The following is a 17416-nucleotide window of genomic DNA, read 5'->3' on the forward strand; positions in this document are numbered from 1 at the left end:
GAAGCTACACCGTAGCCGGCTCGCGCTCCAAGAGTTGTCTGACCTTGAGGGCGAGCGCCTCGGGGGTGAACGGCTTGGCCACGAAGGCGTATCTCGCGTCGTCCGGGAGTTCCTCGCCGGCCTGATACCCGGACATGAACAGGACCGGGATCATGAGGCCACGGGCGGTCATCGTGTCGGCCAGGCCGCGGCCGCCGAGGCGCGGCATCACGACGTCGGAAATCACCAAGTCTGGCAGGGCCCGCTCCGTATCGAGCACGTCGAGGGCATCAATGCCGTCGGCGGCGACCCGGACGCGGTATCCGCGCCGACTGAGGATCGCGGCCACCAAGCGACGGAGCCCCGGCTCATCCTCGACCACGAGAATCAGCTCTGTCGCCGGCCGGCCCTTGCCCATTGGCGGAGCAGCGACGCGAACGGGCGTGCTCGACAGGCGCGGCAGCAATACCCGCACCGTCGTGCCGACGCCGATTGCGCTCTCGACCAGCACGCGCCCTCCTGCCTGTTGCACAATGCCGTACACCGTGGACATCCCGAGCCCAGTGCCATCGCCCATCGCCTTGGTGGTGAAAAATGGCTCGAATAGGCGGGCGAGCACGTCAGGCGGCATCCCGGTGCCGCCGTCTTGTACCGTCAGCACCGCCCACGCGCCCGACGGCACGCCGGTATACAGCCCCTCACCCAGCGCGCAGAGGTCGAGCAATTGGGTGGTCAACTGCACGGTACCGCCGTTGGGCATCGCATCGCGCGCGTTGACCACCAGATTGACGAGGACCTGCCCCAGCTGCCCCGCATCCACCATGACCGGAAGCGGTTGCTCCACAGTTCGCGTATTGAGGGTGAGCCGTTCGCCAATCAATCGCTGCAGCATGCGCTCGATGTCGTGCACAGCAACGTTCACGTCGACCTCCGTAGGCGCCACCGTCTGTCGACGGCTGAACGCCAACAGCTGCGACGTCAACATCGACGCGCGCTCACCGGCCTTCGTGATCTCGTTCAACTCAGAACGCAAGTCGTACAGGCCGTTGCGCAGGGCCAGCGGCGCATCATCCGGCATCAGCGTCGCGGCCTGTTGCTCTGCGAGCTGCGCGAAGCCCATCATCGCCGTGAGCAGATTATTGAAATCGTGGGCGATGCCGCCGGCGAGCGTGCCGACCGCTTCCATTTTCTGCGAATGCAGCAACTGCTCTTCCAGCTGCCGTCGCTCGGTAATGTCGGCCAGGACGCCGATGATGCGCGTTGGGGTCGCGCCCGGAGCAATACCATCGGTCAGCGGCGTCGCGCTGACGTAGAGCCAGCGCTGCGTACCATCGTCGTGGGCCACCGCGTACTCCGCTTGCGCAGGCCGCCCCATCATCGCCTTCGCGATGCCGTCGCGAACGGTGTAGCGCAGGGCCGGCGGGACCAGCTCGAGGAAGCGGTCGCTGGTCATCAGGCGCGCTTCCCCGGCGAGACCGAGCAGTTCGAGCGACTGCTCTGACCACTCCACGAGGCGCGCCGCCGGATCGTAGCTCCAAAGTCCCATCTTGCCGCTCATGAGCGCGACCTGCAGGCGCTCATCGTTCATGCGCAATTGCTGTTCGACCCGCTCACGCTCCGCGACTTCACGTCGGAGGTCGTCGTTGGCCCGCTCGAGATCGCGCGTGCGCGTCTCCACCGCGTCTTCGAGCCTCGCCTGTCGGCCGAATATCAAGTACGTAACGCACACCAGCAACAGCAGAATCACCGCCGACGCCACGCGGATGGGTCGCAGTTCGCGCGCGACGGACGCATTCCATCCATCAACCGGCACGCCCAGCACCGTCCACTCGCCGTCCATGATCGGCACGGGCAGCGTGGCGGGATCGCCCAGTCCCACGGGGCTGCCGCGAAAGGGCTTCGACTGGCGGTCGAGCAATGCCACGCGCAACCGCGGCATCGGCGCAATCGTATTCGCTTCGTCGAGCAGCGGTTGGAGATGGAGGGTCATCGAGACCAGATCAGGAAACGACGCCGGCACGCGGTCGAGCCGGAGCCGGACGATCAGACCCTGGCCGCCTTGCAGCAGTTCCACCGGCCCCGTAATCACGACACCGCTGGCGACCACGGCCCGTCGCACATCCTTCACGATCTCGGCGCGCGGATCACGCAACAGGTTGTAGCCGAGCAGCCATGCGCTATCGGCCATCGGATCAGTCGCAATGATGCGACCGTACTTGTTGAGCTGGAGTGACCGGATAGCCGGGGCGGCAATGCGCAGGCCAGCGGCGAAGGTGCCGAACTTGCGCGACAGTCCTTCCTGCGACGGCTGTGCCTCGACAAAGGTCTTGAGGCCCTGCAGCCGCTGTACGTGACGGCCGATCGCGTTTTCAAGCGCCTGTGCATACGGCGCCATGTTCGCGCGCACACGCTCCCGTTCCCGCACGATGAGCGTGCTGCGGTACCAGACGTCGTATCCCACCGCGACGGCCAACCCCATCATGCCTGCCGCGAGCGCTGATCGAACCGCGCGCAACCTCACTGCAGCAGCTTGCGCCACGGCATCCTTGGCCGAAGGTCGGACGAGATCGGTCGGGCGACATCGCCCGTTGCTCGCTCAACAATATACGATCGAGCGGTCTATCCGCATCGGACCAGGGCCGGGTTCCCTAGCCGACGCGGAACAGCTCCAGGGCGCGCGAATAGCCGACCGTCAGCAAATGCCGCAGCCCCTGATGCGACGGGGCCGTGAGCTGCGGGTCGTCCTTGAGCACGCGTTCGGCCACGATCCGGGCGGTCTCGTTGAGCGCTTCATCGCGCAACGGATCGGCAATTTTGAACGCCGGCAGCCCGTGTTGCTTGGCGCCGAACAGGTCACCCATACCGCGCAGCTGCAAGTCGGCCCGGGCGATCTCGAAGCCGTCGTCCGTGCCGGCGAACAACCCCAGGCGCTCGGCCGCCTCGGCGCCCACATCGCCCAGCAATACGCAGTATGACTGCTCCCCGCCGCGCCCGACCCGGCCGCGCAGCTGATGCAACTGCGACAGCCCGAAGCGCTCCGGATGCTCGATGATCATGACCGTGGCGTTGGCGACATCGATACCGACCTCGATCACCGTGGTCGCGACCAGCGCGCTCGTCTCGCCGTCGCGAAAGGCGCGCATAATCGCATCGCGGGCGTCGGCTGGCAGCCGCCCGTGCAGCAAGGCCACCCGACGTGTCGCAAAGGGGCCGTTCGCCAGCTCCGCGAACATCACGGTGGCCGCCTTGAGCTCCATCTTTTCGGAGGTCTCGATGAGCGGATACACCACATACACCTGGCGACCAGCGTCGAGCTGCGTGTTGGCGAACTCGAACACCTTCGCGCGGCCCGCTTCCGGTCGCACCACCGTGGTGATCGGATATCGCCCGGGGGGCCGCTCGTCGAGCACACTCACATCGAGATCGCCGTACAGAGTGAGGGCCAGCGAACGCGGAATCGGCGTCGCGCTCATGAGCAGGACATCGGGTGCCTTGCCCTTCAGGCCGAGCGTGGCGCGCTGCTCGACACCGAAGCGGTGCTGCTCATCGATGATCGCGAGTCCGAGATGCGCGAAGGCGACGTCCCCTTGAATCAGCGCGTGCGTGCCAATCGCCAGCACCGGCTCGTGTGAGGCCAATCGGGTGATCGCCGCGCGACGCTCTTTCGCACCGAGACGACCGGTCAGCAGCACCGGGGTGATCCCCAGCGGGGCCAGCAGCGCGCCGATGCTGCGAGCGTGCTGCTCGGCCAGCAATTCGGTGGGGGCCATGAGCGCGACCTGGGCGCCGTTCTCCATCGCCAGCAAGGCGGAGAAAACCGCGACCACGGTTTTCCCAGCACCCACGTCGCCCTGGAGCAGGCGATGCATGCGCCGTGGGCTCTCCATGTCGGCCACGATCTCGCGAATGGCCCGCACCTGCGCACCGGTGAGCGTGTACGGCAGCACGGCGCGGAGCTTGGTGGTGAGGTCACGCCGATTCACGAACGCGGTGCCGCCACGTGGTTCGCGGGCCACCTGGTTTGCCTTCCGGTGCAGGAGCTGAACGCAGAGCAACTCTTCGAACGCCAACCGCGCCCGTCCGCGCAGCGCTTCGGCCACCGACGACGGGCGATGCACGAGTCGCAGCGCTTCCGGTAGCGGCGGGACATCGGCCTGAGCGAGGATGTCGCGTGGCAGTGTCTCCTGCACCAACGGCACGAGTTGATCGAGATGCTGCTGCACCATCGCGCGCAGCAGCCGCACCGACAGCCCATCGGTGCTGGGGTACACCGCCAGCACGCGTCCTTCGTTGGTACCCTCTTCGTCCGGACCCAGATTTACGAACTCGCGCGGCTGGAGCCGGCGGCCGTGGAAGAAGCGAACCTGTCCCGTGCAGAGCAGCCAGTCGCCCTTGTTGATCGTGCGATCAAGGAACGGCTGGCCGGGCCACGCCACTTCGATCATGCCGCTCGCATCTTGCACGACGGCCTGAAATACCCGGAGCCCTTTTCGTGTGGGCAGCACGCCCTTGGCAATCACCTGGCCCAGCACCGTGATGTCGGCACCGACCTCTGCCTGAGCGATGCGGGTGACGGTGCTCGCGTCTTCATATCGGTGCGGTACGTGCCGCAGCAGGTCGCCGGCCATCGTGATCCCCAGCCGCGCGAGCAGGTCGGCGCGGACGGGACCAACGCCTTTGAGATACGTGACCGGCGTGTCGAGGGTGAGCCGCGGGGCCGGATGAGCAGGCGGACGTCGCTTCCGCTCCTGCGGATCACGGTCGCCGCCGAATACCATCACGCCGCCACCAGCTCCTTGGCGTAGTCTCCCGCATCGAACGGCTCGAGGTCGCCGATTTGCTCTCCGAGTCCGACGAACTTGATCGGTACGTTGAGCGCTTCATGCACCGCGACCACGATACCGCCCTTGGCGGTGCCATCAAGCTTCGTGACCACGATACCGGTAACCGGAACCGCGGCCGAAAAGGTGCGGGCCTGCGAAAGGGCATTCTGGCCGATCGTGCCGTCGAGCACGAGCAGCACTTCATGCGGGGCGTCGGGAAGTCGCTTCATGATCACGCGATGAATCTTGCGCAACTCCGTCATGAGATCGTCACTCGTGTGCAGTCGGCCGGCGGTATCCACGATGACGATGTCAGCGCCGCGCGTGATTCCGGCATCGACGGCGTCGAAGGCCACTGACGCGGGATCCGATCCCGGCGCGCCGCCTACAAAGTCGACACCGGCGCGCTCCGCCCAGACGCGCAGCTGGTCGATCGCACCGGCGCGGAACGTGTCGGCGGCGCCGAGCAGCACCTTCTTGCCTTCCTTCTTCAACTGCGCGGACAACTTGCCGATGAACGTGGTTTTCCCCGCCCCGTTCACGCCGATCACCAGCATCACGGTGGGGCCACTCGTGGCACGATGCAGCGCGGGATCGGCGTTGCCCTTCCGCAACGCGGCCTCGATGCCCGTGGCCAGTGCGCCGCGGAATTCCGCCTCGGTTTTGATTTCACCACGCTTCGCGCGGAACTCGACATCAGCCACCAGCGCCAACGACGTGGTCACGCCAAAATCGGATTCTATCAGGAGCGTCTCGAGCGTTTCGAGCGACCCTTCGTCGACGCCCTTGAAGAGCACCGAGACATCGGTGAACGCCACGTCCTTGAAGCGCTGCCAGAGCGAGCGCTTGGGAGCTTCATCTTTTCGGCGAAACAGGCGAGCCATTCTTGACCAGGCGAAGAGAGACGATCAGCGATAGCCGACCGCGCGGCGTCCGATCCATTCGGCGCAGAGCAGCAGGAGCGCGAGCACGAACGGCCAACCGGCGTCGGCCAGTTTGGGGGCATCCGACGACAGGGCGCCGCGAGAGAGTACACCGTCGCGCACCGTGGGCGCCCGTGGCACCCACTCGCGCGACGCGTTCACCACCAGCACGCTGGCCCCACCATCAGCCTGCACATCGTACACCCCAACAGCCAAGGCGGGCGAGGTGGTTTCGAAGCTCGAGCCGGTAAAGCGCAGCGTGAGCGAATCCGAATTGGGTCGGCTGCCGGCATCCGGACCGCCTCCGGTACTACCTGCGGTCTTGCCTCCGCGGCGGCTCAGTCGCACGGTCACGATCGAGTCGGCTCCACCACGTCGCCACGCCACGGGATCACCAGCGCGTATGAGCGACGCGATGGGCCGAGCAGCACGGACGTCACCGCGTCCGGCGGCGAGCCAGTCGAAGATCGCGCCCCAGAGGGCACTAAAGGCCTCGGCGGAACGCCCGCCGCGGAGCGCCCAGCCGGCATAGCCAGATCCTGAGACGACGATGGTGCGTACCCCGTTGTCGCTCCGAGCAGCGATCGCCGCCACCGGCTCGCCACGCTTGCCCAACTGTGCCGTCAACACCGTCATGGAGCCGCGCGCCGGACCAGCCAGGGTAAGGGGCGGCAAGGAATCGAGCGGCAGGCCGGCGAGCGCCGCCGCCAGCGGCGAGGCCGGCACGCCCGACGCATACCACTCCGGCGTCCGCGCCACTTCGCCGGCCCGCGCCATCGCCGTGGGCGGCGCCGGAACCCACAACGCCTTCGCAGCGGTCGCGCTTCGGGCGGCCATGCGCGGACGCCACGCGGTATCACCGTGCACGATGAGCATACCTGCCGCACCGGCTTGCGTCTTCACATCGTCTTCGCTGATCGGCGAGAGCGAGCCTTCCACCCGCCAGACACCCGGCGCGAGGCGCAGGAAGGCCCGTGTCGGCACGTTCAGAGCGCCTCGCAGGACAACGAGCGCTTCACGCACATCGAGGTCAGGCGCGGTCGATACGAACACCGCCGACGGTCGGTCACCGATGTCGATCGTGCTGGACAGCGTATCGTTACGCGGCTCTGCATCGCCGGGGACGAGCAGCACCGAGCGCACGATCGCTGAACGCGCACCGCGCGGCAGCGCGATGGTGGTGGTCACGCGGGTCGAGGTGAGCGGAGCGAGCGCCGGTACGGAAAGTGGCACGGACGCGATGCCGTCGATCAGCACGCGCAACTGCGCGTCCGGCGTGGCGATCGTGCCGGCAACGATCGTGGCCGCCACGGAGATCGTATCTCCGGCGGTGGCCGTGGTGGGCACCGCCAGGTCGGCGATCGCCCCGTCGGTGCGCGGCGTGTTGGCCAGCACGCGCACGATTGAACCCGACGGCGCTTCCGCCAGCGACTCGGGGTCATCCACTTCACCGTCGGTCAGCAACACGAGGGGGCGTCCCAGCGACGCCGCGCGATCGACGGCGACGCGCACGCGGGAGGCCTCGTCGTCGGAACGAAGGGATGCGATATCCGCGGCCCTGATGTCGCGTATCGAATCACCGATGACCACGAACGCGTCGGCGCCGGGCGCGTCGCGCTTGGCCGCCGCGGCGAGGCGTGCGTGCCACGCGTTCACGGCGGAGTTCTCGTCACCAACGGCGCGACGCGACGACGCCGATACGTCGATGGCGACCAGCGGCACGGCGGGTCGAGGCGGAGCGGACGGTGCACCGAACAGAATGGCCGCGAGCAGCGTCACGGCGAGGGCGCGCAGGGCGCCGAGCAGGATCGTGCGGGCACGCGCAAGCGCCCCGACGCGCCCGTAGGCGAGCCAGGCCGCGGCAACGCCGAGTGCGAGGGCAAGTATCCAGCGAATCACGACAGTAACGTCATTGGTCGGCACGATAGGAGAAAGGGCAAAGGGCAAAGAAGCCGAAGCCTCTTTGCCCTTTACGCGGAAGGATGCCGCTCAGTTCAGTCGCCGGCGCCGCGCGTGACGACCGGAGCGGCGGCCGTGGTGGTCGTGCGCGGGCCATCGAGCCGGGAGAAGAGGCGCGCCTTGAGATCCTCGAAGCTGGCGCGCTGCCCGGCAGCGAGTGGCTCACCGGTCACGTTGCGCAGGGCGACACGGGGATCCCGGTGCTTTCCGTTCACGAGCACTTCAAAATGCAGGTGCGGCGCGGTGGAGAGGCCCGTGGTACCGACGTACGCCACGGTGCGCGAGATCGAGACACGGGTACCGCGGCGGATGCCGGGAGCGAATCCATTGAGATGGCCGTATCGCGTGACGAAGCCATTGCGATGCCGGATCTCGAGCACGCGACCGTAGCCGCCCTTCCAGCCGGCAAAGATCACCGTGCCGTCGCCGAGCGCGCGCACTGGCGTGCCGCGGGCGGCCGCGTAGTCCATGCCCTGATGCGCCCGGACGGTGCCGAGAATGGGATGGCGACGCAGACCGAACACGCTGGAAATTCGCCGGAACGCGAGCGGCGCGCGCAGGAACGCCGCGCGCATGGACTTGCCCTCGCCGTCGAAGTACGAGGCGGTGGAGCCCTGCGCAAAGCGCATGGTCTCCACGCGACGGCCATCGACGGTCAGTCGCGCCGCGATGACTTCGCCTGGGCGCACGGCACCATTCGGCGCGCGCTGGCGTTCCATGAGCACTTTGATCGTGTCGCCTTCGCGCAAATCGCGGCTCAGGTCGACGCGATACTCGAGAATGTCGGCAAGGGCGTAGGCGACATCATTACGCACGTTGGCGGGAAAGGCATCAGCGCCCTGTGCGATCGCCCCGGTGAGGGTGGAGGAGACGACTCCACCTACGACCACGGTATCCGTGGTCCAGAGCAGCTTCTCTTCCTTCTCCAACCATCCCGACCGCGAGCCGGCCGTGGCGGATCGGGTAAAGCGAACGAGCCGGTCGATCGCGAGTTGCAGCACGACTTCAGAGGGGCCGGAGTCCGAGCTGACCTTGGAGGTGATGGTAGTGCCGGCGCGGATCTTTCTCGAGTCGATGGCCCGCGACTCCATCAGCACTCGGGCTGCTTCGAGGCGAGGCACACCGGCACGCTCCAGCGCGGCGATAAGCGGTTCGCCTCGCCTGACGGTGTCGACCCGCACGCGCCACTTCGAGGCGACAGAAACACGCGACCCCGCAGCGAGTACGGTCGCTGCGGGGCGTTCGGGGACGGGACGTCCCAACGCAATAGCGGTGGCTCCGACACCAGCACAGAGGGTAGCCATCAGGAGCCGTGCGCGCGCGCTGGTCAATCCATCTGTCTCCGTATGAACGTCGGGATTTCCATGTCGTCGAGCTCAGTGCCGGGCGACGAGGAAACCGGAGGAACGCGAGGCGGTCGTGGTGGCGCCCCTTCCCATGTCGGACGAGCGGGGGCGGCCAGAGGTCTCGAAGCTGGCCGGTCTCGCGTGGGGAACGGCAGCACCGAGGGGTTGGGCTTAGCGGCCGCGGCCGCCGCAGGAGGAAAAGATGCAGTCGGCGGATTGATGACGGAAGGGGCTGGTGTGCCGAGCGGCACATGACGGACGACTCCGTTTCCGGCGGCTCCTTGCATCTGCCGGTCAAAACCGGTCGCAATGACCGTAACGCGAATCTCGTTCATCATGGCGGGCTCATGCACCGCGCCAAAGATGATTTCGGCGTTATCGCCCACCGCATCGTGCACGATGTCGTTGATCTGCGTGACTTCCCCGAGCGTGAGGTCTTCGCCGCCGGTGATGTTGACCAGCACGCCGGTAGCGCCGGAAATGGACACGTTGTCGAGCAGCGGCGAGGCGATGGCCTGCTGGGCGGCTTCCATGGCGCGGTTTTCCCCGCGGCCGACGCCAGTACCCATGAGCGCGGAACCCCCATTCTGCATGACCGTGCGGACGTCGGCAAAGTCGACATTCACGAGCCCGGTCTCGCTGATGAGCAGCGAGATGCCCTGCGTGGCGTGCAACAGGACTTCGTCGGCCTTTTTGAGGGCCTCGTGGAACGGGATGCCCTTGCCGACCACGGCCAGCAGTCGCTCGTTGGGCACGATGATCATGGTGTCCACGTGCTTCCGCATTTCGGCAATGCCTTCTTCCGCCTGACGCATGCGCTTGCGGCCTTCGAACAGGAACGGACGCGTGACGATGCCGACGGTGAGTGCCCCAGCCTCGCGCGCGAGTTCGCAAATCACCGGGGCCGCACCGGTACCGGTACCGCCACCCATACCGCAGGTGACGAAGACCAGATCGGCATTGCCGAGCACGCGTTTGGTGTCTTCGCGGTTTTCATCGATAGCCTGACGTCCGATTTCCGGGCGTGCGCCGGCACCGAGTCCACGCGTGAGCTTTTTGCCGATCTGAATCTTGACGTCGGCCTTGGAGTTCATGAGCGCTTGCGCGTCGGTGTTCACCGAAATGAACTCGACGCCTTCGAGGTGTTCCTCGATCATACGGTTGACGGCATTGCCGCCACCGCCGCCCACGCCCACAACCTTCATGCGGGCATTCTGGGACGCGCTTTCTTCGAACTCGAAAGTCATGCGGGGGAGCTCCATACGGGGCTTGGCGGGCTCAGGGTGGGTCGCATAGCAACCCGGCCGCAGGCTGGGTCACCACGAGTCCTTTGCAGCGAGCTCCGCCAACGTCGGCGGTCCGCGCACGGACTCTGAGGAATGTGGAAGATCATGCCGCATGATGCAAAAGCTTCCCTAGAATACACATTCGAGAGTGCAGCGCAACCCGTGAAATCCGTTGATGTTGGACAGATTCGTCACGAGCTCGGGCATCGTGAAATGCGTCGCACTTTATCCACACTGCTGTCTCTTTTTACGGCTTGTGACATTCGTGAATGGCACGCACGAGCGGCATCGATGCCACACTGTTATTCGGAGGAACCGATCACGCGGAGACGCAGAGAGCGCAGAGGCGCAGAGCTCGTCGCTTCGACCTCTGCGCCTCTGCGCGCGCCTTGCCCTCGGCGTGATCAGTTCATCAATGCGGTCCGGTGAGACGCTACCGGCCACCCGCGGGGGCCGTCACGGCGGGCTTTGTCTCCACCGCACCGCCGGCGTCGTTCCAGTTGATGATGCTGTTGAAGACCATGTTGAACTCGCCGTGGTTCTGCCAGCGGTAGATCGGATTGTTCGCGAACAGGATCACGCGTCCGTTCCCCTTCACAGCGCCCGACACGTCGACCGCGAACGGACGCGCTTTGAGTGAATCAGCACCGGTCATCAGACCCGATAACACGGCCTTGTCGCCACCCACGTAGCGGGCGAGCACGTTTCCCTCGTCGGCGATACCGACCTTGAAGGGCGTGCCGCCCACGTACTTCACAGGAATGACGGTCTTGCCGAAGCCATAAAACACCGGATGCTCCGGACGCGTGATTGTGGCTTCCACCAGCGGACGCTGCGACGTGAGCCCCGGCACCGCGACCTTGTCGACGGTGCGCGCCCAACCGAACTCGATCGGCAACCGCGCCGACTCGCCAATCGCGATCAGCGTGCCGCCCGACGCGAGGAACGAGGCAACGGCATCGACGCCTGGCTGGCGAAAGCCGCCCGTCATGTCCTTCGTCTCGCCGTACAGGCCGAGGAACGTGTACTTGTCGTTTTTGAGATAGGGCTGCGCGCGCGGCGCCGGCGCCTGCATCACCGTCTGCCGGCTCAGGTTCTGCTCGGCCATCAGGATCACGTCGTAGTCCTTCCGCAGGTTGCCCTGTACCACGCGTTCTTTGTAGATCAAGTCGTACGGAATCTTGAACTCGTCGAACGTGAGACGATACCACCCCAGGTTCTGCGTGCCGCTCCACTGCGTGTAGATCGCGACGCGCGGGACATCCGCGTCGTGCATCGCGACCGTGGGCATGCGGCCCAGCATCGCGGCCGTCAGCCCGAGAGAATCCACCAGCGTGCGAACACGCGGCGCGTACTTGCCGTCGACCACGAAGGAGCCGGCCGGGAACGTCGTGTCGCCAGCGCTGAAGGTCTGCTCGGCCACCTTCATCGGCACGGTGCGCAGCAGGTAGCGCAGCGTGACCATGTTGTTCGAGCCCGTATGCGCGACGGCAATCGCCGCGGTCCCCGTGCCACGGGTATTCCCCTTGAGCACGACCCTGTTCACCGGCGACACGGCGGCATTCAGAATGCTCGCGTCGGCGATTTCGACGACGTCGACGTCCATCGCAAGCCCCATCGACCAGCCGCTGTCGTCGTAGGTGTTGAGACGCGCATCAGGATACTGCTGCCGCTCGATGAGATTCTTCGCAAGCCGTCCATACGGCTGATCACGCTTGATGACGTACGAGCCGACGGGATACGTGGTCGCACCGACCTTGACGGGTGCAGTGGCCTGCCCGACTTCGATGCGCTGCACGCGTAAGAGATTCACGAACTCTGCGACGCGCGTCATGTCACGCTGGAGCGGAATCACGAAGCCGTATGGCGCCTTGACCTTGCCTTCCTCGATGCTGTTGCGCGTTTTGATGTAGAAGTTCTCGAGCACGGTGGCCGGGAACATCGACGCCAACTGTAGTGCCGAGAGCACGCCGGTCTGCATGTAATTCGTGTTCGAGCGACGCGTAAATGTCGCAATGTCGTTGAAGCCGATCGGATTGCCGCGATACCACTCGCGATCCTGCGCGCCACCGCGTCCCGTCGGTACGGCGCCGACGCGTCCGCCGCCCAGGCCACCACCCGCCGCTAGCGCTGCCGTCGCGGTACCGCTGCGTGCGGTGGCCATCGCGGCGCTGTCGAGGTCACGGCCCGACTGCGTCTCGTACATCTTCATGAGGCCGTTGTGGTTGTACGCGACCGATCCCAGATAGCCCGGCGACCAGCCGTCCATGAAGGCATGCGTATACACGCCCGGCATGCCCCACTTGGTCATCTGCGCCATTTCCCAATTGCCGAACCACGGCAGCTCGGCGAACAGGATCGGATCGAGATTCGGATTCTGCGGCGGGCCACCGGTGTACGTGTACAGCAACGGCTGCGCTTCATGCAGATCGTGCATGATCGGCGGGAATGCTGTGAAGTACCACTCGATGATCGCCCGCATCTGCACGAGCTTGATGTTGATGTCGCGATTGTTGTCGTGGTACACGTACTTGCCCCAGTACGGCACACCGGCGCCTCCACCGAAGCCACCGCCACCGCCACCGCCACCGGGTGCGGGCACGGCGGGGGCCGCCAACGGCGCGCGACGGGTGGTATCGCCAGCCACGGCCGGCGCCGCCGGTGTCGCGGGGGCCGCCGGCGTGATCGCCGGCGCCGGAATCGCGGCGGCCATATCGAGTCCGCGGAAGAACCAGTCGACGTTGCGATCGCGTCCGTCCGCATCCGCCGCCGGCGTCATCGACACATACAGCTGTTCACGGATCTGACTGATGAGCGGCGACGTCTCGGTCACGAGGCGATACGCCAATTCCATCAGCATTTCCGAGGGCCCGGTTTCGCCGCTGTGCAGGCCGCCCAGGAAGTGATAGTGCGGCTTTGTCTCGGCCAACACGGTCTTCACCTGCGCGTCGGTCATGCCGCGCGGGTCGGCGATCTTGGCGAGATTCTTCCGGTTCTGATCGAGGCGCTGCATGTTCGCCTCGGAGGAGATCCAGATCACCACCAGCTCACGGCCTTCGTCGGAGCGTCCGATCGTTTCGATCTTCACGCGGGGCGAGGCGGCGGCGAGCGCCCGGTAGTACTTCAGCTGATCGGCATAGTACGTGAGTTTGCGCGGCGCACCAATGTGGTATCCGAGCACGTCGCGCGGTGTGGGGATGCCCTCCACCAGCGGCAAGTGATCCACCAGCGGGCTGCCATGCTTCGGATTCGCGAGCCACGCCTGATAGCTCTGCGTGAACGTCGGATCCTGCTTCTGATTGGGATCGCGCGTTTCGGTCGTGAGCTGCTGAGCAGTCAACGACGCGAACGGCGTCAAGCCGAGCAGCAACGCAGAGCGCAGCGTTAAAGAGAGCGAGCGACTGACGGTGATCATATGGGAACTCCGAAGCAGTAAGGAGTAGGGAGTACGGAGTACGGAGTAGGGAGTAGGGAGTAGGGAGTACGGAGTAGGGAGTAGGGAGTAGGGAGTAGGGAGTAGGGAGTACGGAGTAAAGAGTACGGCGTAGGGCGTAAAGAGTACGGGGTACCGAGACAAAGTCCCCGTACCCCGTACCGCGCACTCCCTACCTCGCCGTTACGTTAGAACCAATCCTGCAACCACGTCTTCACGCGCGTGGCCAGTTTGTCGACACCGGCGCCCGTGAGCGAGGGACGGCGCGCGATCACGCCGCCCAGCGCGACGCGATGGGCGCCATACAGGGCGAGTCCAACCGCCGTGGCAAAACGCGGCGCGGCGATCTGCTCGACGAGGCCACCGACCTTGTCACCCGGCACCCCCACGCGGACGCCAAGTCCGAACACGTCGGCGGCAAGTTCGCTGACGCCGTCGAGCGCGGCACCACCGCCGGTGAGCACGATGCCGGCGTTCAGGCGGCCAGCAAAACCCGCCGTCTGCACTTCGCGCTGCACCCGGTCGAAAATCTCATCCATGCGTTGATGGATGATGTGCGTCATGAGCTCGCGGGAGATGTGTCGCTCGCCGTGCGACGCCGATGCCGGCATGGCGATTACCTGCTCGGAATCGACCATCGGCTCGTACGCGCAGCCGTACGCTTCCTTGAGCTGCTCGGCGTCGCTGTTGGTGATACCGAGTCCCTGCACGAGGTCGCTGGTGACGGCGTTACCGCCGAAGGGAATCGTACCAAGATGCCGGATCTTGCCCTCGTGAAACACGGCGAGATCGGTGGTGCCGGCGCCGAGTTCGAGGAGGATGACGCCGAGTTCCTTTTCTTCCTCGGTGAGCACGGCCAACGCGCTGGCGAGCGGTTCCAGTACCAGCTCACGGGTTTTGTATCCCGCGCGCTCGATACTCTTGCGCAGATTCATGGCCGGTGAACTGCCGATCGTGACGAGATACATCTCTGTCTCGAGACGGGTGCCGATCATGCCGACGGGATCGCGGATGCCATCGGTTTTATCGACGCGGTATTCCTGCGGGATCGCATGTAACAGTTCGCGATCCTGCGGAATCGCCATGGCGCGCGCGACTTCGTTCACGCGATCGACATCGGTGCGCATGATCTCATTGCCGCTGATGGCCACCACGCCCGTCGAGCACATCGCCCGCACGTGTTCACCGGCGATGCCGACGTAGAGCGAGTCAGGCGTGACGCCGGCCACGCGGCTGGCTTCTTCGACGGCCTTCCGGATGCTGTGCGTGGCTTCCTCGATGTCCGAGACGACACCGCGGCGCAGGCCCATCGTGCGGGTGTTCCCTACCCCGAGCACGCGCAGCGTCGGCGTGCGCGGCAGATCGCCGTGCACCGCCGCGACGATAGCGGTGGTGTGGGCGGTGCCGATATCGAGGGCGGCGACAATGGGTTCGGAAGTCATGGCTGTCTGGCGATCACCTGGTCACGAAAGCGGAGGTCGAGCTCCACCGCACGCAGATGATTCCGCGCGAGGTCCGCTTCCACAGGTAATATGTCCTTGAACCGCGCTACGGTCACGTCGGAGGTCGTCCGCACCGTGAGCCCGCCCAATTTGAAGCGCAATTCGTCCATTCCGGCCCGTTCGCTGTGCGAGACTCTGGCAAAAAGTTTCGGCGCGTCCTTGCGCAGACCGTCCAACACGTGCAGGAGTGCACTGTCGGCGGTGGCGGCCACGGGGACGTCGAGCGGATACCGAACCGGGTCGATCGGCAGTGGACGTCCCGTCGCATCGGCCGGTTGAAGTCGGCCTTTTCGGGGCACATACGCGACCGGCTCCCGCTCTACCACGCGGATGACCAAGGTCCCCGGCAGCTGTCGCTCGACGATCACCGAGGCGACCATGGGGTGGGCTCCAATGCGCTCGGCCAGCGGCTCCAGTGGCTGCCACACCGATTGGAGCGTGTCCACCTTGAGACGCGCGACCAGTTCCGTGGGACGGGCATAGCGCACGCCCTCGAAGACCACCCGGCGGGCGTGGAAATAGTCGAGACGCGCGAGCGCCTGGGGGCCCCACCATGGTGTGCCGACCACGACGCCGACGGCCAAGAGGAAGGCGCACACCCGAAGCCAGCGCAGCCAAGTGGGGCGCGCCGCTTTCGGCGCCGCTTTGGGCTTCCCCTGCTTGGCCGACGACATGCCGGGATCGAACGCCACGGTGGCCATTACTGGCGCAGCGCCTCGATCAATTCGGGACCGGTCTTCGTGATGTCGCCGGCGCCCATCGTGACGACCACGTCGCCCTCGCGCACGATCGCGCGCAGCGCGGCCGCCGCCTCACTTCGTGGGCCATGCCATTGCATGACACCTCCGGACACGCGGTCTCCGATGAGCGCGGACGTCACCCCCGGTTCGGGCGCCTCACGTGCACCGTAAATGTCGCACAGCAGCAGCACGTCGGCCGCACCGAGCGCGTCGGCGAAATCCGTCTGCAGATCGCGTGTTCTCGAATACAGGTGCGGCTGGAAGGCGAGCACGAGACGACGACCAGGGTATGCATGACGCGCCGCCGCGATCGTGGCGCGGACCTCGGTGGGGTGGTGTGCGTAGTCATCGACGACATCGATGCCCTGCACCGCGCCCAGCCGCTGGAATCGGCGTTCGACGCCGCGGAAATTCGCGAGTCCCGGCGCCATCTGCGCGACAGTGCAGCCGAGTGCAAGCCCAGCACCGAGCGCCGCCATCGCGTTTCGCACGTTGTGCAGGCCAGGCACGGTGAGCTGAACCGGTCCGAGCATGTCGCTGTCGAATCGCACCTGAAAGCGCGCGCCCATCGCGTCGAGTACCAACTCGTCGGCCACCAGTCGCGCGTCGTTGGCATGCGCCGACGGCGCCGTGCCGGGCGCGGTCGCGCTGTACGCAATTACCTCGTGCCGCGACGCAATGCGCAGCGCCATCGCTCCGTCGTCATCGGCGCAGCGCACCACGACGCGCGCCGGTGCGAGATACTGCTCGAAGGTGCGCATGATATCGTCGAGATCTCGATAGATGTCGAGATGATCGGCTTCGACGTTGAGCACGACGGCCACCGCCGGGTTGAGCGCCAGGAATGAGCGATCGTATTCGTCGGCTTCCACCACGTACGTGTCGCCTCCGAGTCGGAGATTGCCCGCCCAGAGTTCAACCCGTCCGCCAACCACGCCCGTAGGGTCGCGACCGGCGGCGGTGAGCGCTTCCGTGGTCATCACGGTCGTGGTGGTCTTGCCGTGCGTGCCGGCGATTGCCACGAGCGTTCCACCACTGACCGCATCGGCGAGGGCTTCGGCGCGTCGCACCAGCGGAATGCCCGCCGCGCGCGCGGCCACCATCTCAGGATGCGACGCGGCGATGGCCGACGAATACACCACGGCTCGAGCGCCGCTCACCAGTGTGGCGTCGTGCGCGACGACGGCGATCCCGTAGCGCGCGAGATCGGGGGCTCCCGAGGGATTGGCATCGGTCCCCTGAAGGCGCACGCCTCGACGGACGAGCAGTTCAGCAAGCGCACTCATACCGGCACCGGCAATCCCGATGAAGTGCACGGGACGCGGGTCGGTGCGATCGAGAAGCATGGCGGCCGTCAACGACGGAGCGCGGGCGCCGGATGCGGCGTTATCGGGGCGTGTATGCGGCGCAGACATGGCTACAATA

10 protein-coding genes are annotated in these 17416 nt (G+C 66.0%); all 10 read right to left on the reverse strand.

Going from position 1 to position 17416, the window contains the following annotated elements; all coding sequences use genetic code 11:
* Nucleotides 1-4 precede the first annotated feature (4 nt).
* The 10 genes from ACLL97_RS07915 to murC all read right to left on the reverse strand — a co-directional run bounded on the left by ACLL97_RS07915 (nt 5) and on the right by murC (nt 17406).
* Nucleotides 5-2461 (reverse strand): ATP-binding protein, encoded by a 2457-nt coding sequence (locus tag ACLL97_RS07915; protein ID WP_411279930.1) that lies wholly within the window; start codon nt 2459-2461, stop codon nt 5-7.
* Nucleotides 2462-2627: 166 nt separating this feature from the next.
* A complete protein-coding gene (gene recG, locus ACLL97_RS07920) occupies nt 2628-4757 on the reverse strand; it encodes an ATP-dependent DNA helicase RecG (protein ID WP_411279972.1) in 2130 nt (709 codons plus the stop codon).
* On the reverse strand, nt 4757-5686 hold the full coding sequence (ftsY, locus tag ACLL97_RS07925) for a signal recognition particle-docking protein FtsY (RefSeq protein WP_411279931.1): 930 nt from the start codon (nt 5684-5686) through the stop codon (nt 4757-4759). The genes recG and ftsY overlap by 1 nt, the downstream gene beginning before the upstream one ends.
* Before the next feature lie 24 nt (nt 5687-5710).
* On the reverse strand, nt 5711-7624 hold the full coding sequence (locus tag ACLL97_RS07930; protein ID WP_411279932.1) for a hypothetical protein: 1914 nt from the start codon (nt 7622-7624) through the stop codon (nt 5711-5713).
* Nucleotides 7625-7719: 95 nt separating this feature from the next.
* Nucleotides 7720-8988, reverse strand: coding sequence for a M23 family metallopeptidase (locus ACLL97_RS07935; RefSeq protein ID WP_411279933.1), 1269 nt, complete (start codon nt 8986-8988; stop codon nt 7720-7722).
* 23 nt (nt 8989-9011) lie between these two features.
* Nucleotides 9012-10277: a cell division protein FtsZ gene (gene ftsZ / locus ACLL97_RS07940; RefSeq protein ID WP_411279934.1), complete on the reverse strand. Its 1266-nt coding sequence runs from the start codon at nt 10275-10277 to the stop codon at nt 9012-9014.
* Between the two features lie 472 nt (nt 10278-10749).
* Nucleotides 10750-13731, reverse strand: a complete 2982-nt coding sequence (locus ACLL97_RS07945) for a M14 family zinc carboxypeptidase (RefSeq protein WP_411279935.1) — start codon at nt 13729-13731, stop codon at nt 10750-10752.
* Between the two features lie 206 nt (nt 13732-13937).
* Nucleotides 13938-15191, reverse strand: coding sequence for a cell division protein FtsA (gene ftsA / locus ACLL97_RS07950; protein WP_411279936.1), 1254 nt, complete (start codon nt 15189-15191; stop codon nt 13938-13940).
* Complete coding sequence (locus ACLL97_RS07955) at nt 15188-15952, reverse strand: cell division protein FtsQ/DivIB (RefSeq protein WP_411279937.1); 765 nt, start codon at nt 15950-15952, stop codon at nt 15188-15190. Before ACLL97_RS07955 ends, ftsA begins: the two co-directional genes overlap by 4 nt.
* On the reverse strand, nt 15952-17406 hold the full coding sequence (murC, locus tag ACLL97_RS07960) for a UDP-N-acetylmuramate--L-alanine ligase (protein ID WP_411279938.1): 1455 nt from the start codon (nt 17404-17406) through the stop codon (nt 15952-15954). Before murC ends, ACLL97_RS07955 begins: the two co-directional genes overlap by 1 nt.
* Between the last annotated feature and the right edge of the window lie 10 nt (nt 17407-17416).

This window comes from Gemmatimonas sp., from assembly GCF_046594945.1.
GTDB lineage: Bacteria > Gemmatimonadota > Gemmatimonadetes > Gemmatimonadales > Gemmatimonadaceae > Gemmatimonas.